The sequence below is a fragment of the Algoriphagus sp. 10J20-15 genome (assembly GCF_055809615.1).
In genome coordinates, this window is sequence record NZ_JBVVUG010000003.1 from 180128 (window position 1) to 200296 (window position 20169).

At 39.3% G+C, this 20169-nt stretch carries 17 protein-coding genes; 10 read left to right on the forward strand and 7 right to left on the reverse strand.

The features are described from left to right. From AC0L6R_RS01240 to AC0L6R_RS01255, 4 genes are all read right to left on the reverse strand, one after another. Nucleotides 1-1170, reverse strand: coding sequence for an NlpC/P60 family protein (locus tag AC0L6R_RS01240; protein ID WP_473269550.1), 1170 nt, complete (start codon nt 1168-1170; stop codon nt 1-3). Between the two features lie 85 nt (nt 1171-1255). Continuing rightward, on the reverse strand, nt 1256-2557 hold the full coding sequence (locus AC0L6R_RS01245) for an amidohydrolase family protein (RefSeq protein WP_473269551.1): 1302 nt from the start codon (nt 2555-2557) through the stop codon (nt 1256-1258). A 20-nt stretch (nt 2558-2577) separates the two neighbouring features. Continuing rightward, nucleotides 2578-3963 carry an amidohydrolase family protein gene (locus tag AC0L6R_RS01250; protein WP_283413288.1) on the reverse strand — a complete coding sequence of 462 codons (1386 nt, stop codon included), beginning with the start codon at nt 3961-3963 and terminating at the stop codon, nt 2578-2580. Nucleotides 3964-3967: 4 nt separating this feature from the next. Further along, nucleotides 3968-5665 carry an amidohydrolase family protein gene (locus AC0L6R_RS01255; protein ID WP_473269552.1) on the reverse strand — a complete coding sequence of 566 codons (1698 nt, stop codon included), beginning with the start codon at nt 5663-5665 and terminating at the stop codon, nt 3968-3970. 408 nt (nt 5666-6073) lie between these two features. Here AC0L6R_RS01255 and AC0L6R_RS01260 point away from each other — a divergent pair, with 408 nt between their 5' ends. The 5 genes from AC0L6R_RS01260 (at nt 6074) to AC0L6R_RS01280 (ending at nt 11975) form a co-directional block, all read left to right on the forward strand. Next, complete coding sequence (locus AC0L6R_RS01260; protein ID WP_283413290.1) at nt 6074-6436, forward strand: response regulator transcription factor; 363 nt, start codon at nt 6074-6076, stop codon at nt 6434-6436. A 3-nt stretch (nt 6437-6439) separates the two neighbouring features. Continuing rightward, complete coding sequence (locus tag AC0L6R_RS01265; RefSeq protein WP_473269553.1) at nt 6440-7999, forward strand: hypothetical protein; 1560 nt, start codon at nt 6440-6442, stop codon at nt 7997-7999. Between the two features lie 85 nt (nt 8000-8084). Then, complete coding sequence (locus AC0L6R_RS01270; protein WP_473269555.1) at nt 8085-9455, forward strand: glycosyltransferase family 2 protein; 1371 nt, start codon at nt 8085-8087, stop codon at nt 9453-9455. 100 nt (nt 9456-9555) lie between these two features. Then, nucleotides 9556-10785, forward strand: a complete 1230-nt coding sequence (locus AC0L6R_RS01275) for a YaiO family outer membrane beta-barrel protein (protein ID WP_473269556.1) — start codon at nt 9556-9558, stop codon at nt 10783-10785. A gap of 203 nt (nt 10786-10988) precedes the next feature. Continuing rightward, nucleotides 10989-11975: a hypothetical protein gene (locus AC0L6R_RS01280; protein WP_473269557.1), complete on the forward strand. Its 987-nt coding sequence runs from the start codon at nt 10989-10991 to the stop codon at nt 11973-11975. Here AC0L6R_RS01280 and AC0L6R_RS01285 read toward each other — a convergent pair whose 3' ends face one another. After that, nucleotides 11976-13982 carry an LTA synthase family protein gene (locus AC0L6R_RS01285; RefSeq protein ID WP_473269559.1) on the reverse strand — a complete coding sequence of 669 codons (2007 nt, stop codon included), beginning with the start codon at nt 13980-13982 and terminating at the stop codon, nt 11976-11978. Between the two features lie 80 nt (nt 13983-14062). On the opposite strand from AC0L6R_RS01285, the gene AC0L6R_RS01290 reads away from it, so the two are divergent. From AC0L6R_RS01290 to AC0L6R_RS01305, 4 genes are all read left to right on the forward strand, one after another. Further along, complete coding sequence (locus AC0L6R_RS01290; RefSeq protein WP_283413296.1) at nt 14063-14605, forward strand: class I SAM-dependent methyltransferase; 543 nt, start codon at nt 14063-14065, stop codon at nt 14603-14605. A 9-nt stretch (nt 14606-14614) separates the two neighbouring features. After that, nucleotides 14615-14854 carry a DUF3253 domain-containing protein gene (locus AC0L6R_RS01295; protein WP_283413297.1) on the forward strand — a complete coding sequence of 80 codons (240 nt, stop codon included), beginning with the start codon at nt 14615-14617 and terminating at the stop codon, nt 14852-14854. A gap of 35 nt (nt 14855-14889) precedes the next feature. Next, entirely contained in the window at nt 14890-15468 is a 579-nt protein-coding gene (gene msrA / locus AC0L6R_RS01300; RefSeq protein WP_473269561.1) for a peptide-methionine (S)-S-oxide reductase MsrA, read from the forward strand. Between the two features lie 129 nt (nt 15469-15597). Then, nucleotides 15598-17265, forward strand: a complete 1668-nt coding sequence (locus AC0L6R_RS01305) for a DUF6909 family protein (RefSeq protein WP_283413299.1) — start codon at nt 15598-15600, stop codon at nt 17263-17265. Between the two features lie 75 nt (nt 17266-17340). Here the strand turns inward: AC0L6R_RS01305 and AC0L6R_RS01310 are convergent, their stop codons facing one another. Further along, nucleotides 17341-17832 carry a GyrI-like domain-containing protein gene (locus tag AC0L6R_RS01310; RefSeq protein WP_473269563.1) on the reverse strand — a complete coding sequence of 164 codons (492 nt, stop codon included), beginning with the start codon at nt 17830-17832 and terminating at the stop codon, nt 17341-17343. An 11-nt stretch (nt 17833-17843) separates the two neighbouring features. Beyond that, entirely contained in the window at nt 17844-18506 is a 663-nt protein-coding gene (locus AC0L6R_RS01315; RefSeq protein WP_473269564.1) for an SGNH/GDSL hydrolase family protein, read from the reverse strand. 216 nt (nt 18507-18722) lie between these two features. On the opposite strand from AC0L6R_RS01315, the gene AC0L6R_RS01320 reads away from it, so the two are divergent. After that, nucleotides 18723-20117 (forward strand): DEAD/DEAH box helicase, encoded by a 1395-nt coding sequence (locus AC0L6R_RS01320; protein ID WP_473269566.1) that lies wholly within the window; start codon nt 18723-18725, stop codon nt 20115-20117. The last annotated feature ends 52 nt before the right edge of the window (nt 20118-20169 follow it).

A 20169-nucleotide genomic window follows, 5' to 3' on the forward strand; every position in this document is an offset into this window, starting at 1 on the left:
TTAGTTGTTAGTTAAAAGCTCAGAAACAGACAATACATGTTCTGAAGGTACATTTACAATTCTTTTTGTCCTCAAATACCTGCCTAGTTCATACTCATCGTAATTAGGATTTTCTGGGTCAAAACTTGAGATTCTTACCAAGCCTCGGGAATGAATAAACTCTCCATTTCCTATCCACATGCCTACGTGAACTACGCGTTCCTTTTTCTCTGGAGTGCCTTTAACACCGAAAAAAAGAAGATCACCAACCTGAAGTTTATCCCAATTTTTATCCGCATCGACTAGTTCACCTTCGTTGATTTGCTGGGAGGCATCACGGGGAATAATCTGTCCATTCAGGTAATAAATTGTTTTGGTAAAACCACTGCAGTCCACACCTTTGATAGATGTGCCACCCCAGAGGTAAGGAGTTCCCATCATTTGCTTTGCTGTTGTAATTAACGCCTCCGGCGAGGTATTTCTCGATGCAATCCAGCTTTCCCAGTCCTGAGCGTCTGACGCAGAGATCCAGCCCTGGCGACCATCGGGAAGATTGACTTTCAACTGATCTTTAGTTTCTTCCGCTATTGTCAGAATATCACCAGCAACAAGATCGGATACCATTTCCGATTGATCTTCAGTTTTCCAGACATAGCCAATGAGTGAAGTGAAAACCACTTTCGGCTCTCTAAACCAACGCTCTAATTCTTCCTCAGTCATTAAATGAATCCCGGCTCTATCTACCCAAGAAAGGTAGCCATCTGGTGTTTGTACAAGAAACCAGCCGTCATCCTCTTTAAGTACATTGAGAGGTGTACCCATCAAAGCTTGTGTCGCGAGCTCAGCCGAATGTTTTGGATTGCTTCGGATGTTGGCCACAGAGATAGTGACTAAAGCTTTGATCTTGTCACCCAAGGTAGCTTCAGGTAATATTGAAACCGCTTCAGTAAAATTAAGGTGCTTAGCATTGAGCTCTTCAATCAAGGCCTTTAAGGCCTCAGGTTGGTCAGTTTCACCTTTAAGAGAATCATTTTCAAAAGTCAAGTCCCAAAGCGCCACGCGTTTATCCGGTGCTACTTCAGCTCTTTTAGCTTCTATAAGAGAATTTACTTCTTCGTTATCAGTCTTGCTTTCGCAGGAAATTAGGATAGTAAATAGGGATACTAAAATTGGGATATATTTTATTTTCATAACAAGGGCAAAATAAAAGAAAACCACAAGTAAAGCCCAATTTTTGAACCCTACTTGTGGTTATTTAATGAATTAGAACAGAAGATTAATTCATCTTCAATCCAGGAGAACGGTCTAGGAACTCTTGGTAAAGTCTGATCTGACGGTTTGAAAGTGGCATTCTGTATCCATCGATAAACACGTGCATGATATTGGTTTTGGTCTCGAAAGGATCACCATCAGCCACGATCAAGTTAGCTACTTTACCAGTTTCTACAGAACCATACTGATCTGCTAAGCCGAATATCTCAGCAGGATTGATGGTGACAGCTTTCCAAGCCTCTTCTTTACCCATGCCATAAGCAGCAGCAAAAGCAGCGAAGAAAGGTAGGTTTCTTACATTCTCCTGTCCGTTTGTTCTGATGGCTACTTTCACACCAGCTTTAGCCATTTTACCGGCATTTGCATATGGGGTGTCATAGCGATCTGATTCTCGGGTAGGCAACGCTTGAATTGGACCAGTCAGCACTGGGATTCCTGCTTTGGCGATTTCGTCCGCAACTCTCCAGCCTTCAGATACGCCTGTGAAAATCACTTTGGCATCCTTTCCTTTCACCCATTTGATAGCTGCCTGAATATCAGCAGCAGCATTTACTTCAATCAATAGCGGAAGTTCTCCCGTAGTTGCTTTTGCAAATTGCTCCATCTCTGGATAGTAATCCAATTCTGCACCATCTGCTGCCATAGAAGCATAGCTTTTTGCGTTATCCCAAAGATCGTTTGCCTCTTTAAGAGCTATTTCATTTGCTTTTTTGATGTCATCATCAGACCTGCGGTCAAATCTACCTCTACGTCCTGAGCTAGGGAAGTTCATCACTATCCCTTTAAATCCGGCATACATTTGATCTGGAGTATAGCCATTTAGGTTAATCAAAGCGGCTGTACCTGGGAATAATCCACCTGCAGGAACTGTAAGTACAGTCGTTACTCCAGAAACTCTAGTTACTGGAATTGCAACAGAATTAGGATTTACAGCAGTCAATGCCTGCATATTCGGAGAGAAATTTCCTATTTCAGCGTAATCGACAGTCTCGGGTACAGAACTTACTTCTACCAAACCAAGTTTGGTACCGCTATCAATCATGCCTGGATAGATAAATTTCCCAGTACAATCAATCACTTCAGCATCGGAAGCTGAGATATTAGCTCCAATTTCCTTGATTTTTCCATCTTCTACCAAAACAGAGGTATTGTTCAGTACACCTTTAGTAATTGTAACTACCGTAGCGTTTTGCAGCAAGAACTTGCCTGGTCTTGGTTTGATAAATTCCCCGTCAATCTGAGCCATGGCCATCATAGGCAACAAGGCAAGAAGGAAGGCGAAAAAGGTTTTATTTAGTCTTTTCATGTCTTCTTTGATTACGGTGATTATTGATTTAAAAGGAAAAGTGATTCAGTAGTCTCGAAAAGACTCTCTGTATCCTGCATACATCTGCTGTCGTGACCTTCGTAGATCATTACAGGTTCCACCATCTCTGTGGGACTCACTTTCATTCGTTGATCATCTGCATCTTCTTTGATGTCGAAGTATTTCACACCATCCACAAAGGTCATCTGAGGAATGGCATAAGAGGATAGTGGGTGACCTTCAAAGATTACCAAGTCAGCCTGTTTTCCTTCTTCAATAGAACCAACCTTATCAGAAATCCCTAATTGCTTCGCTGGATTAATTGTGATCATAGAAAGAGCCTGCTCATCTGTCATCCCACCATAGCGCTGAGTTTTTGCAGCTTCATGATATAAGTGACGGATCAATTCAGCATCATCAGAGTTGATTGAGGTAATCGCTCCATTTTCTGTCAAGATTGCTGCATTGTAAGCAGTGGAGTAGTACACTTCGAATTTGTATGCCCACCAGTCAGCAAAGACTGAAGCTCCCATGGTATATTCCGCAATTTCTGGAGCTACTTTGAAGCCTTCGTTGGTATGCTGGAATACCAGCTTAGTAATCCCAAAGTCTCTGGCTACATTGATCAACATGTAAATCTCATCGGCACGATAGGAGTGACAATGAATGATGATCTTTCCATCTAAGATATCAGCTAGCGTTTGTAGTCTTTCGTTATGGACTGGAGGCATTGCAGTGCTTCCTTTTTGGGAAGATGCTGAATTGTAAGCAGCCCATGCTTTTTTGTACTGAATTGCTTCGTTGAACCCATTACGAAGAATCGCTTCTACTCCCATTCTCGTACGTGGTTGGATACCATTTCCTCTTCCGTGAACTCGAGTGGGATTTTCTCCTAAAGCGAATTTGATCGTACGAGGTGCGTCCTGCATGATAATGTCAGCTGGATCTGTAGATCCCCATCTGTGTTTCAAGGTAGCATTCTGGCCACCGATTACATTAGCTGATCCGTGCATAGCGTGTGAAATTGTGACACCACCGGCAAGTGCGCGATAAATTCCTACTTCAAATGGATTTACCATATCCTTCATTCTCACTTCTGCTACTATTGGGGAAGTGGCTTCATTGACCACATCCAAACCAAGGTGCGAGTGAGCATCTATGATTCCAGGCATTAGGTATTTCCCGGTAGCATCAATGGTCGTCACTCCATTTGGAGCATTAAGATTTTGACCCACTTTTTTGATGATGCCATCTTGAACAAGAACATCTGAATTTTCCAAAGTCCCTTTTGTAACCGTAAGAACGGTTGCGTTCTTTATCAATACACTGCCCTTTTCTACTTGAGCTGAAGCAAACTGAATACTCAGACCCAACAGAGCGGCAAGAAAATAATTAAATTTTTGCATGTCTTTACTTGTTTGCGATTAGAGTTGGAGTAAGTGTGCCTTTGAAAGGAAATGATCCGAATTCACCAACCGTCATTGATGCGTCATAGCTGCCTTCGCTTACTTCACCCGATACGTCCACAGTGATGTCCATTCCACTAGCAGATACATCAAACGAAAACGACAAATTGCTTCCATCTAACACCACATTTTTGATATCAGATGTAGCGGTACCAGCGCCAGAAGGATCGTCATAAGTGATGGTTCCAGAATAGTCTGCACCATCTTTTTTAATAACAAGATTTCCTCCTGAAGATCCAGCAGGACTTTCAGAAGTATATTCCCAATTACCTTCAATTTTTACTACTCCGTCGCCTTTACTGTCTTGGGAGGCTTTCTTTTTCGCTTTTGTTTCATAATCGTAGATGATGCCATCTACGATCACATGTTTGAATTGAGCGTCTTCGGTGAATAGAGAATCTGTACTCAAGATCAAATTGGCCATTTTACCCTTTTCAATTGACCCAGCTACTTTAGCCAAGCCTAAGATTGATGCAGGATTCGTAGTCAATGCAGCAAGTGCAGCTTTCTCAGAAAGTCCACTTTCAATCATTTTTTGAAGCGCTTTCATGATATCGCCAGATTTTACACCTACAGTAGAGAATGCGAAAGGAATACCAGCTTCCTCCAACTTACTTGCCTGAGCGATTGCGTCATCGTATGCTTTTTTCACGCGGGCATTCAAGGTCTTCACTTCCTCAGATGCGTCATCTTTCATTGCTTTAACCGCCTTTTCATCAGGAATTTCCAATTTAATTAAAACCGCTACCCCAGATGATTTGATCACATCCAGTACGCCTTCGTAATCTTCTAAACCTGTTAGAACTAATTTGAAACCCTTTTCTTTTTGCAGACTGATCGCCCTTCTTATTTCTAATTCGGAAGAAGTGGTGAACATTACAGGGATTTGCCCTGTGGTAACCTCCTGCATAGCGCTGTAAGTAGGAGTGATCTCAGGTCGCTTCAACCCCGCCACAGTGTTATACTTCTGTGATCTTTCTGAAGTAAGCTTTGTGTTGTCATATATCTCCCGGAATTTGGCCATTACGCCTACAGCTGTTCCTGGGTACATTCCTCTAGATCCTCTAAAACTGGCCGCAAGCGCTGTGTTTTCCATCAGCAAATTGGTTGAGTTTTCAGATCCTAATAGGACAATAGCTGCTTTTCCAGGGATCATTCCTCCTTCTGGGACAATCTGAGCAACTGTGAATCCGACTTTTCTAAAGTCATCGACTTTGCTATCCTTACCCGAAAATTGATCGACTGCGGATCTCCATGGAGTTATGCCGGCGATTTCATCAGGCGGATTTGATGATACAAAATCATCTGGCTTATCTGGATCCTTTGGTCTGGTAATGCCGACATCACTTGCCCCAGCTATAAAGCCCGGGTAGATAAAAAGGGAATCTCCAGGAATGGTTTTAGCTTCTTTCGGTAAGGCAAGATTACTTCCAACGCCTTGGATTAGTCCGCCTTTAATAAGGACTGTGGCTTTTATACCAGCTTGTCCAGGTGAGGTGAAGACGGTTGCATTTGTAATTGCATAAGTATCTGTGATAGGTTTCTTTCCCGTGGGATCACTTTGGGCAAGTGCCAAAGTAGAAGAAAGCAATCCAGAAACCATGAAGCAAAAAACACCTGCGTACAGTAGTGGTTTTTTCATGTGTCTAAAATTGTTTTTTGATGTGCATATGGAAACTAACAGGGTTGATACTTAATTCCAGGGTATTACGCTGGAGTTCTGCTCGATTTCATATGATTGATTTGGTTTTTGGTAAATAGGGGTGGTTGACAGAATAACCAGAAATATGAATTTAAAGGTTGAATCATGACAAGTTCCTATAGATTGATGGTTGAAAATAGAAAAGCAAGCTAATAAAAGGGATTTCAGAATCCATTTGGAATTATTTTTTACTCCTTATTATTTGATCAATGGCAGGATATTGGATTTGAAATGCGCTTTTAATTCTTCAAGAATCATAGTGCCTGGAGATAATTTATTTGATTGGTTGATAGGCTATTGTTTTACACTGAACATCTTATATTTGAGCTTAGAATCACCCCAATAAAAATGAAAAAAATCCTGATCATTGAGGATGACTTACTGATTTCTAGCTTAGTTCAATTTCGTCTGAAAAAAGATGGGTATGAGACAGTTTTGGTAAAAGATGGAAATGCTGGTATCAGCGCAATTGATACTGAAACTTTAGATTTGATCATTACAGATGTTATGATTCCATTTAAAAACGGAATTGAGATCATCCACCATGCAATTAAAACAAAGCCTAATACACCTATTATAGTATTAAGTTCACTAGGTGAAGAGGAAAAAATTGTATTGGAGGCCTTTAATCTGGGAGTTGCCGATTTTATTCCCAAACCGTTTAATCCCAATGAGTTGGCTATTCGTGTTAAACGAATTCTCAAATCTTGATCTATGAAAGGTAAAAGCGCATTGATACTTGTGTTCTTACTTTTTTCAATGATCAAAACCAGCGAGGTTTTTGGTCAGGAAAAATCGTTTTTATCTGATTCAACTTCATTTGTAGATTTTTTAATAAAGCAGGGAGAAATTCCGGGGTTGGAGTTTAACCTGATAAGTGCTGAAACTGGAATAGCTTTGGACAGTTTATTAGATCCTAATTCAAGATTTGGTTTGTTCTCCGAATACGCGAAAGTCTTGACAATAAAGGATAGTCTGTTCCAATCTGATTCTGTTCATGCAGAGGTGCAGTTTCTTATATACAAGGAAGCAAATACCTTCCCCGCCTCCCAAGAATACGTGTCGAACCTTTTGAGGAATAATGACATAGAAATTAAAACTCAGGATACCCTGAACAGTAAAGACCTAATTTCTCTGGCTTATAGAGAGCAGTATACGCCTTCAATTACAGGTACTTATGCGTATTTTGGGGATTTTAAGATTTTTGCTGTCACTGTTATCATGTCCCTCTTCTTTGTTTTTGCATTTTCAATGATTCTCTTCATGATAATCTTCAAAGCAAAAAGAAATAGGAGAGAAGTATTATTAGCATCGTATGATGAACAGGTGGTAGGACCACTTTCAGAAATATTATTTGAGAGAAGTCTAGAAGAATTAGAATCCCTAAGTGATGATGAACTACACCAAAACTTCCCTGAAAAACACTTAAAAAAACAGCTGTATAAACAGGTGCTTGTTGAGCGAATATTAGCACTTAACAAGAAGATGAAGGGTGATTTTAAGTTAAAACTTAAAGCACTTTACAAAAGGCTTAAACTGGATAAAGCGACCATAGAAAAGCTCCATAGTTCCAAATGGGATACTGTTGTGACAGGATTGGTGGAAGTAAACGAAATGGATTTAAGTGAGGCTTTGAAAGAAGTAAAGAAGCATGTTAATTCTCCTAATTTCCACATCCGATCCCAGGCGGTAGCTACAGTACTCAATTTATCAGAACATATTGATCTTTCTTTCCTGCGTGATCAGGCTTTTCCACTTTCACGTTGGCAGCAGATGAATTATTTGAGGATTATCAAATACCTACATTCTAATAGAGAGCTGAATATTGAAAATCTATTTGATTCTAAAAATCAAAGCATCAGATTATTTGGGTACAAACTAGTTCGTGTGATAGGACGGGTCGATCTTTTAGCACATTTGGACACAAAGTTTGTTTCTGTCACTGATGAAGAAAAAATTGAGATCATCAAAACTTTCGAATATTTGGCTGTTCCCAGTCATCAAGAACTAATTAACAGCAGCCTGAAATCCGATAATAATCAGCTGGTGTCAATGGCCGCTCGCGCGGCAGGAGTAATCGGAGATAAGAATTCTGCAAAGCTAATTTTAGAAATATTAGAATCAGAGCCTGGATTTAGATTGAAAATGATTTTGCTAAAAAGTCTCCAAGGGTTAGATGCTGAATTGTATTCACAGTTTGTAGCAGAGCATATTTCCCAAGAAAACCAAGCTATTAATAGCCACCTCTCAGACCCTATTTTGCAAGATGTATAGTTTCTTATTCTATCTTATATTGGAGATTTGCGGTGTTATATTTTTTCTCCTAAGTTTCTCTGTAATAGTTCTTTATCTACTAATCATGATTCTTAGTGCCCTAGAAATGAGAGATCATAGAAGGAAGAATAGATTTGCAGATTATCAAGATATTATTACATCACCTATTGCACCCGGAGTATCTATTTTGGCGCCTGCTTACAATGAAGGCGAGAATATAGTTCAAAACGTCAAAAGTTTGCTTTCGCTGCATTATGGGAAATTTGAAGTGATCATTATCAACGATGGTTCAAAAGATGATACACTGAGTAAGTTAATTGGGGCTTTTGAATTGGAAATCACTGATTTTGCCTATTTCGAAGAAATTGACACTGCGAATGTTCGGGGAATTTACAAATCTAAAAACCGCTCATTTAATAGACTTGTAGTCATCGACAAGGAAAATGGTGGGAAAGCTGATGCTTTGAACGCAGGAATTAATGTGTCATCCAAGGAGATTTTGGCATGTATAGATGTGGATTGCATTCTATCACATGAATCTCTGACGCGTATGGTTCGGCCATTTATGGAAGAAACTAACAGAAAAGTCATTGCTGTGGGTGGCGCTATTGGTATTGCTAATAATTGTGATGTGCAGGATGGTACCGTGACCAACTATAGAGTTCCGACTACACTTCTGGGGAGATTCCAAGTCATAGAATATTGTAGAGCATTTTTGATGGGCAGGATGGCGTGGACTCGAGTGAATGGCTTGATGCTTATTTCTGGAGCTTTCGGGTTTTTCAATAGAGAATTAGTCGTAGAAGTTGGAGGGTATTTTCCTAAGACAGTTGGCGAAGATATGGAGTTGGTAGTGCGAATGCGACGCTACATGGAGGAACGTAAAATTCCATACAAGGTAGGTTTTGTACCAGATCCCCTTTGTTGGACGGAGGTTCCTGAGAAAGAAGAAATCCTATCCAGACAAAGGAATCGTTGGATACGAGGAACAATTGAAACCTTGCAATTACATCGGGTAACACGACTAAATCCTAACTATGGAATTATGGGAATGATCTCCTACCCATATTGGAATATCTATGAAAAAATGGCACCAGTGCTAGAATTACTTGGTGTGCTGTATACGCTTGTATTGATTATAATTGGAGATTTTTCAGCCTTCTATTTTATAGCACTTTTTATCGTTTTGTACCTGTTGTCTATTCTCGTTTCATCTTTCAGTATATTATATGAGCAGGTTTCATACAATAATTACAAGGACAAAAAGGATCTTAATAAACTGCTTTTGACGATATTTCTAGAGCCTATGTTTATCCATCCAAAGATTGTCTACTGGGGATTAGGTGGTCATTGGGATTTCATCAAAGGAAAAGGTGGCTGGGGTCAAATGATCCGAACAGGCTTCAAAAAATCAGACGACAAAAAGAACATCGAGCCGACCACCCTTAATTCTTAAATATGCAATCAAGCCTTTGGAAAAGAAATATCATTTATGTGAGATGCAATAGCAGCTTCCAAAAGGGCCAGACTGTGATTCTTAATAACAACATTACCGCATGAAAAAGGCGCTTATTCTACTATTTTCTTTCATGGCTTTTGCTGTCATTACCAAGGCACAGGATTCATTTGATCCCGATGAGTTACTATTGGAGGCCAGAACATTGATTTTGGACGGAAAATATTTAGAAGGTAGAAAGATTGCTTTTAGAGCACTTGACAAATATCCTGAGTATGCTGATATCCTGATTTTGGTAGGTAGAAGCTATGCTTGGGAAGGTAAAAATGATTCAGCGTCTATCTATCTGGAACGGGCAATTAGCGCCTCTCCAGGTTATGAGGATGGATATTCTGCTTACTTAGATAATTTGTCTTGGGCTGAACAATATGATAAAGCAGACATCGTATTAGGAAAAGCAAGAGAAAATTTGGGTTCTCCACTTCCTGACGGATTGAGGTATAAGGAATCTAGATTACTATACTATAAAGAAGATTATAATGAAGCCTACAAAATAGCAGAAGATCTCTTTCAGAAGAAATATAAAAATGAAAGTCTGCTTGATTACCTTCAGACCTTACAGCGTTTGAGAAGAAATAATGCAGTAGGGGTCACTTATGATTACGACACATTTGAGGGTGAAATTTCGCCGTGGAATACGTTTTCATTTTATGCAAGAACGCAAACGAAATTAACCGGAACACTAATAGGAAGAGTGACGCAGTCTTCCAGATTTGACGATAACGGGACTTTATTTGAATTGGATGCTTATCCATCCTTGGGGAAAAAGGCTTATGCCTACCTCAATGTAGGAGGGTCTTCAGCAAGTTTCTTCCCAGATTTCCGATTAGGAGCTTCTGTTTATTTCAATCTACCAAAAGCTTGGGAAATTGACGGGGGATTTCGCTACTTGAAATTTGCGGATCCAACCTATATCTATACAGCTTCACTGGGAAAATATGTGGGGAATTGGTGGTTTAACCTTCGTTCCAACCTGATCCCAGGCACTGGAAATAGTTTAGGCACCTCTGCCAATTTTCAAGCAAGGTATTATTTTAAAACCGGTGAGGACTTTTTCTCCCTTCAGCTAAGCTCAGGTGTATCGCCTGATGAAGAAACGAGAGACCCTACTCAGCTTTTGAACTCCTACAGAGCAAGAATAGGCTACCAGCAATTGATTACAGACCGCTTTATGATTTATGGCTTTACGGGATATAGCCGTGATGAATTGGGACCAGATCGGTTTAGAAACAACCTGAATCTTTCATTAGGAATTGAATATAGATTTTAATGAAAAAAATATTTACAGAGGAGTCTCTAGTGATGATAAGAAGGATTATTCCTTTTGTTTTCATATTGGTATTTATTCCATTAATCAGTTATTTATTTTGGTTGTTTTACCCATCAAAACAGCTAGAGATTTTAATAGTTGATAAGACCGTTCCATTAGATAGCTACCAGGAGCATCAGTCAATTTTTTGGACTTTAGAACACATGAAGTATCAAAATTCGGCAGGGGAATTTTATCAAAAGGACAAAGACTATCTTGGTTTTTACCCAGATACCACATCTTCATTTGGAACTTTCAAAGATCTGGAGCAACTAACTGAGAAACAGATAGTAAAAAAGGCTAATGATCTTGATGTTTTATTTTATTCGGATACTTATGGAGTATTTGAAAATGATTTCAATAAGGAAAACGCTGAAGAGTTCTCAAAGAAGATTTATGGTGGGTTAAATCGGGGGGATATCAATTTGCTCCGAGAGGTAGCTGCCCAAAGTAAAACGATCATAGCGGAATTCAATACCATGGCATCACCAACTCCCGTAGGTATTAGAACAGAGTTTGAGAATTTGATGGGCTTAAAATGGACGGGATGGATCGGGCGATATTTTGATCAAATGGATACAACAATCAATGAAAATATCCCGAACTGGTTTATTAATCAATACTTAGCCCAACATGAAAATTCCTGGGTGCCTGCAGGCCCTGGAATTGTGTTTGTACATGAAAATGGCAGAGTTGAGATTTTTTCAAATGAGGTGGATTATTTTGGGGAAATTCCTAAAATACGTACCCAGCGTCTTAATAAACATGGATTCAAGCTTCCGGAAGTGGTGCCTTATCCTGATTGGTTTGACGTAGTTTTGATAGAACGTGATTACCAGGTAATTTCTTATTACGATATAGATCCCTCTGAAATCGGGAAAGAAAAACTTCGGGAAATGGGGTTGCCAAGGTTTTTCCCTGCTGCAGTTGTTAAAGAGGTAGGGAAAGGGCAGTACTACTATTTTTCAGGTGATTTTTCAGATATGAAAAACTCCATGGGTTCGCCTCGCTTTCAAGGAGTTCCCAGTTTATGGCGAGGCCTACACATTGTTACGAATTTCAATGATCGTGAAAGCTTTTATTGGAATTATTATTATCCGCTTCTGTCTCAAGCCCTGACTAAAACTTACAATAAAAAAGGTGTTAACTAGCTATTTTTCAGTCGGTAATAACTTTCGTGTTTGAGTAGTATAGTTGTTTTTGTTCTTAAAATCCTCGAATTCCCCCGTTAGTTTATTCTTGATGTTTTGGTCATTTATTGGATCTATATTTAATCCATCAGTGATTACAAATAGCTGATCATCAGAAAGGAAGTATTCTCCATCCAAAAACTCCATAAGCTGGTTTTTATTTCGCATCAGCGGCATTGCAATCCTTGATTGAAAAACCTTAGAAGTGTCTAAAACCTGACCTAACCAGATTTCCTCTTCTGGAAGTTTTAGCTCCACCTGCGCATTTAAAAAAGCCAATAAGGAAGGCGTTATTTCAAAATGGCTAATCATTCCCTTAAAATAAGTTGGTCTATTGATAAGTGGGGAATAAATAATTAATGGAACATGAAAGCGATCTAATCTGGACGCCATGGGAATTTCTGGTAACCGGTGATCTCCTGTGAAGACAAAGATGGTATTTGAAAACTCAGGTTTCTTGCTGTAAGCGGTGATAAAGTCTTTTATGGCATCATCTGCATAAAGTACAGTCATGTAGATGTTTTGATAATCTCTGTATTCTGCCTTTTTAGCTTCTGTAAGATTAAGATAGTTTTCTAGATGATCTTCAAATTTTTTTGAATAGAATTCCCTCTCAGGCACTAAATAGGGGTCATGTGAGGTGATAGTTTGAAATATCCCCAGCTGAGGATTCTCAGTTTCTCTTGGGAAGAAGTTGAGACCATTAGTAAAAATTTCCTTGTCACCATAACCCCATGTGAAACCATTTGCAGGTGGCATCTGATTGTATTTTGAGTCAAAATCGTCAATATCAATTATTTGCGAAACATCAGAGAACTCAAGGAATTCTTTTTGGTGATCAAAATTTACGTCACTACCAATGACGAAAGTGGATTCATAACCATTATCATTGAGGACACTAATCAAACTCTCATGATTAGGGAAATCCTCAAATAATTCCTGAAAACCTCTTTCTCCAAAAGGGAGCCCTGCAAATACTCCTGGAAGTACGCCAAATGTTCTACCAGTAGAAGATACAGCGTTAGTCCAGACTAAACTATGGGATTCAAGCGAATCGAGAAAGGGTGTAAAGCTACCTAGGTAGGCATCTTTACCAGAATATGCCTTTCCTAAACTTTCTATAAGTACAAAAACGATATCAGGAGCTGAAGTAAGGCTATCAAAATAAGGACTCAAGACATCAGGATAATCAGCTTGGTGTAAAAAAGGGTAAACAGGATCAGTATATTCTTTCTTTACAAAAAGCGCATCATTAATCGATCTGAGGTAAAAGTCAAAGTAATATTCATTGGTATACATGAAGTAATCAAATGCCTGCTCCGAGAGGTATTTAGATTTATTCATTTGAATATTAGCTTTGATTTCATCTAAGTTTTGGGAATCTGATATAGGAATGAAAAAGAACAAAATCAGAAACCAATAGGTGCCTATAGTAAAGCCTGCAGATACCTTGGTACTAAATTGGATATATTTACTAGCTGAGGAAAAAATGTAAAGTATGATAAGGAATGCTATTAATAAGCCCCCAATTGTCCAAGCATTGAGTACTCCAGAGGACCTAACTGTCAAGACCAGATCATTTATATTATAGGCAAAAAGATCTTTTCCCAGTGGAACGAACGTCTTGTTGAAGTAGAAAAGTAAGGCTGCTTGAACGAGTAGAGCCGTAACTAACCATGAACTGGTAAACCACTTGGCAAACTTAACAGAGATCAAACTATTAATTACATGAAATATTAATAGCAAGCCTAAGAAATAGAGAATCCAAGTAATATCCTCAAACAAACTGTAGCCTATTACCTCACGAAAACTCACACGGATCGCATGAGTTTGAAAAACTAATGTTAATTCTGCTACTCTCAACAAAAGCATTAAAGCGGAGAAAATCAGGGACATACTCCAGAAATTGCTAAGAGTAGTTTGAATTTTTGCAGGAAGGGTTGATCGAATTTCAGCCTTTTGGGCCATATTTGTGCGTTAAATTTTTGGGTGAAGACTGAAAAGATAGGGCAAAATCAGGTATCTTCAAGGGGAGAATCAAATATTATATGGGTAAATCGGGTTTGTTGTTGGAGTTGTACTCTAATCTTGGTACTACTGGAGCTGTAACATTCAGTTCAAAGACATTAGTAAAAAAAATGCTTACTCATGTTGATTTTAAGGGGGCCAAATTGATAATTGAACTAGGTGGCGGTGATGGAAGTATTACTAAGGGAATAGTAAGCAAATTAGCTCCTGATGCCGAACTCTTGGTATTCGAAATAAGCAAGTCGTTCTGCGAATCTATGGAGAAGGAATTTCCACAGAAAAATGTGAGAATAATTAATGACTCTGCTGAGAATATTGGTAGGTACATAGAAGGGAGGAAAGCGGATTATGTGCTTTCAAGCCTACCGTTTAGTTTTTTTAGTCCAGAGTTAAAAGACCAGATTCTTTCTCAGGCAAAAATAAGTCTAAGCCAAAGTGGGCAGTTTATTCAGATTTGTTATTCTTATCTTTTGAAGAATTTGTTCAAAAAACATTTCAGCAGCGTGAATACTAGCTTCACCCTTAAAAATATCCCGCCTGCGTTCGTGATGGTATGTAATTAAATCTTTACAATGGAAGTTCTCAGAACAGCCATATTGGATATGCTCAGGAGAAAAAAGGATGATATTTTCAGCTCTTCTGAAGTTGTAAAACAAATGTATCCCGAGGATTGGGATCAATTTTTACCTGAAATCAATAAGGAAGCCATGGCATTGCATAGAGAAGGACTTCTTAATGTCTGCGATGCAGAGAAATATTCAGAGGCTGATTTGATAACGGAAGCTGAGCTTAAAATATCGCGCATTAAATAATTTTGGGAAGCTTCTCCTTTTGCGTCTTCCGAAGAATGAAAAATACATTGAAGCTGCCTACCACAGAAATTGATATTCCCGAAGGCTTGGATTTAGTCACCCTTGGAGCGGGCTGTTTTTGGTGTACTGAAGCAGTATTTCAGAGGTTGAGAGGAGTTCACAAGGTAGTTTCAGGTTATTCTGGAGGAATAATTGAAAATCCATCTTACGCCTCTATTTGCAGCGGGACTACTGGGCATGCAGAAGTAATTCAAGTTTATTTTGATCCTGGACTAATTAGCCTGAAAGAGCTTTTAGAGGTTTTTTGGGCCACACATGATCCTACGACCTTGAATAGACAAGGTGGTGACGTAGGCCCTCAGTATAGATCTTGTATTTTCTACCATTTTCCTGAGCAGGAGCAATTGGCGAAGGACATCAAGAGTCAATTAAATGATAATAAGGTATTTGATAGTCCAATTCTGACAGTGATTACTGCATTTACTAACTTTTACCCAGCTGAAAATTATCTTCAGGAATACTACAATCGTAATGGGACTCAACCGTATTGTCAGTTTGTGATTCAACCAAAAGTGGACAAGCTGAATAAAATTTATACTGAGCTCTTAAAATAGTATTTACTATTTTTGCCTTGCAAAACCCATTTGCACTTGTGAAATCGAGCATATCGTGAGCGATATTTTGATGGATAATTATCCTAAAAGCGAGATTCCATGTGGCCAATTAACAGAATTTATAAGCACATGAAGAGAACCCGAGCACACGAATCCAGAGCCGCGATCGAGCGATTGTACATTACAATGAGGCACCTTTTTACTAGAGGCAGCTACAAACCGATGGGAGTATCAGGTGAAAGTCTGGTGGATGCCCTACGAGTATTGAGTCCTGAGATCTATGGATTGGTGACGGACAATGAAAAGATCGAATTAGACGGCCTGCTCTATGTGATGGAGCGACTTCCGAGAGGGATAGAAGAATGTAGATTTGTGCGCCTGATCAGTCGGGAGGGCTACGAAACGTCCAAACTGGAGGCTATCGTACCCGCCAAGCGTAAGCGGAATTGCTATCGACTGGACGAGCATATCATGTATGTGGAAATGACCCGAGGTCGTTCTGATATTTATGATATACTGACACACTTGACTTTTTTGTACATAGAGTCCAACAAAATCTACAACAATAGCACTGATCCAAAAGGGAAGATTTCTACTAATTGGCTGATGCTGGAGGAATTTGTACAGAAAGAAGCCGCGGGAGAGGAGTTTGAAAGGGAAGCTGCAAGTGCTTATCTAAGTCACCTGATTGGAAGAACCTACGAAGAGACCATTCAGGCGGTTGATAAATTTGAGAAAAGTAGTAATTCCAATAGTCTTTTTTCCATTGTGTATCACATGGGTAAACTGGCACAGGAGGAGGCAACTAAGAATCTTGATCGTGAGATTTCATTTTCCACTACGCTGAGAGAACGCATCGGGCACCACGTATACGGGGAAATGTGGGCAAGGAGAATTAAGATTGCGCTAGATGAGCATGACTTACTAAAGCGGCCAATCCACATTATCTCTGCGAATCTTCACTCGGTAGTGAATACAATCTACGCTCCTCAGTTATTAGGTCTGAAAAACTACGAAGCACTTGAAAAAGTGGTAATGGATATTTCGGTTAAAGCTAAAAATAACAAGGGCGACGCAATTGATAAATATGCCGCAAAACATGGATTTATCAACCTGCCAGATGAGTCAGGAACCAATATTGGCGCTCAGATTATAGATTCTGCGTTGTTGGAGAAAGATGAGTTGATTCCTGGTGTGAAATTACCTGTAGAAAAGGATAAAAGACCGGTATTCGTAGTGATGGATTATGCCTTCGGAGAGCAAGCATATGAATGTTTTGACGAGCTACTTAAGCCTTACGAGAAGGATGGTAAGTCTATTCCTTTGGATGTGGTTTCTACTTCTATCATGGGTAAGGCGGGAATTCTATACGGAGGTAAAGGTGATTTGATGATTCCAAATGCACACGTTTTTGAAGGGACAGCGGATAATTACCCATTCAAAAATGAATTGAAGAAAGCCGATTTTGAAGGTTTTGGATTAGGTGTATATGAAGGTCCAATGATCTCGGTGTTAGGGACATCTCTTCAAAACAAAGATATTCTAACCTACTTTATGCAGTCTTCCTGGAAAGCAGTTGGTCTGGAGATGGAAGGGGCTCACTACCAGAAAGCAATACAATCGGCTTCAAAAATCAGAAGATCAATCCGATCAAATGTAAAAGTGCTTTACGCCTACTACGCTTCAGATAATCCGCTGGAGACTGGAAGTACGCTGGCTTCAGGTGCTTTGGGAATGGAAGGAGTAAGGCCTACTTACTTGATCACCTATAAGATCTTGGAGAAGCTTTTCGGGTAAACTGCCTATAGCAAAGAAAAATTAAAAAGTGCTTGAGATGTAAATCTTGAGCACTTTTTAATTAAAGAACATTCCTTATACTTTGGGTTTTATTGGTATCCAAAACTCTTCTTCAGAATCCGGGTCATTATTCTTATACTTTTCTCCCATTACAGCAAAATGAGGCTTATGGTCAAGTTGATATTTTGAATTTGGAAGCCAATTTCCTAGAATATATTGATACATGGCAGGCGCTTCACTGTCTCTTCCTTTAAATGAAAATACCGCATATAATCCAGCGGGGATAATTAAACTTTCTAATCCAGTAGGTGAATTATCAATAGTTGAAACCGGAACAGCAGCCCATTTTTCAAAATTTGTAGCAGGATTGAATTGATCGAAGTAGGAGAGGGATGGATAGACTTCCACTGAATACAGCTCCTCTGATACCTTATTTTCAATTTCGTTTTTTCGAGGCATAAATTTCTGCCAAAGTTCCTGGGTTCTATTGCCTATAAAATTCATTTGAACGCGCATCCCAAGGAGCTTTTTTTCATCCAGAATTTGGATAGCAGGTTTTATCGACATAGTTGATGTGATTAATGGATTGCTTTGATTTCTTTTTCGAGAAGGCGACTAATTGCTTCTCCAAGCTTTTTATATCCTGCAGGGGAATAGTGCACGTCATTTGAGCCTATGCCATATTTCTTGTGTATTTTGACAGACTTTTTATAGATATCATTTATACCAACATCATGCTTTTTCATAACATCCATTGCAGCAGCATTGTACTTTTCTGGATCAGAAGAGAATCTTCCTGCTTCTTCTTCAGGCACGTATGAGGTAGTGACAAAGATCAACTTTGCATCTGTTTTAGACTTGATTAAAGTAACTAAGGAATCCAGGTTTGCAGCATACTCGTCAACTGTAAAAGTGACTTTTCCATTAATTTTATCCCGATTTCCATATGCTTTTGCATCAGAATGTCGGTATGCTAGATCCCAAAGTCCCCAGTTGAATTGCACTATATCCCAATCTTTATCACCTAGCCATTCGTCGATTTTTTCCAGCCCAGTGCCCGTATGTTGCGCATTTCCAGGATTGTGGGCCACTACAGCTTTCCCATTAAAATATTCCTGTACGAAAGGTGTGTATCCAATCGAAATAGAATCCCCAATAATCAAAATATTCGGCTGATTTGAGATTAATCCACTTGAGCAAAGTGTGATTAATATTAGCGCTGAAAGGATTGTCTTTTTCATTCTTGAAGATAATTAGGCATATTGTTCTTTCCCAATTGAATATACAAATTCACTTGTTAGGCTTTCTAGTATGAACTCAACCGCATTACATGGCAATCCTGAGCAGTCTTTGTGCCTTAGAAAACTCAACTATTTGTGTTTCTGTACAATTAGGGGCTATATTTGAGCAGACGTAAAAGATAACGTCGCTTTTTACAATACTTCACTCACCACATTTTGGACTTCTCATCATTTAATTTCGAAACCTCGCTCCAAGAAGGACTTGACGCAATGGGTTTTGAAAAACCAACTCCAATCCAGGAAAAGGCCATTCCGGTCATTATGGAAAACAATGATCTTATCGCATGTGCCCAGACTGGGACCGGTAAGACAGCTGCATTTATTCTACCTATACTTAATAAAATAAGTAAGGATGGAACGAGCACATTGAATACACTTATTCTCGCACCAACTCGTGAACTTGCCATTCAGATAGATCAGCAAATTCAAGGATTTGCCTACTTCTTAGGTATTAGCTCTATTCCGATTTACGGAGGAGGAGACGGCATCGTCTGGGAGCAGCAAAAGAAGGCTCTTGAAACAGGAGCTGAAATCATCGTTGCCACACCTGGTCGCTTGATTGCTCTTCTTGCTGGCGGTAAAATAGATTTATCAACACTAGAGCATTTGATTCTGGACGAAGCGGATCGAATGATGGATATGGGATTTTCAGATGATATCCTGAAAATCGTCAATTACCTCCCAAAGAATCGTCAGACTATTTTATTCTCTGCTACCATGCCTCCGAAGATCAGGCAGTTTAGCATGAAGTTTTTGAACAACCCTGCTGAGATATCTATTGCGATAGGAAAGACGGCAAAGGGAGTTACCCAGTCCATGTATTCTGTATATGATACGCAGAAAGAAGAATTGGTCAGAAACATACTTTCTCAAAAAGCATACGAAGCTGTAATAATTTTCGCCTCTACTAAGGATAAGGTAAAGTCCCTCTATAAAGTATTAAGAAAGCAATTTGAAATTGAAGCTTTCCATTCAGACCTAGAGCAAGTAGAGCGGGAGAAGATTATGTCTGCTTTCAAAAACAAGTCTGTCAAAATTTTGATAGGTACAGACATCATTTCCCGAGGAATAGATGTGGTAGGAATCGAATTGGTAATCAATTACGATACGCCTTCTGATCCTGAGGACTACGTGCATAGAGTAGGACGTACAGCCAGAGCCGATATGGAAGGTGAAGCGATTACTTTCGTAAATCCTAAGGATCAGTATAAGTTTGATAATATTGAAAAGCTGATTGGGATGAAAATCACCCAAATGCCACTTCCTGAGGGTTTCGAAGCTGGTCCTACTTACACCGGAACTGCTTCAAAAGGGAAGTCTGACTTTGGGTCAAAAAAGAAGTCCGGTTTTAATAAAAACAAAAAATCAGGATCTGGAGGAAATAGAAAGCCTTTTCCTAGAAGAGAAAATTCAAATTCTGAAGCGACAAAGGATGCTAATCCTAAACCAGTAGAAGCAAAAAAGCCAGTTGAGCCAAAAACAACTTCTGAACCTAATCAGGCAAAGCCCGGGAAATTTGGAAGACGTAAAAATGTGATAGATCCAGAATAAGCGATTTGTATAGCGATTGTTATTATGAAGTACTTCAAGTAAATTGAAGTAC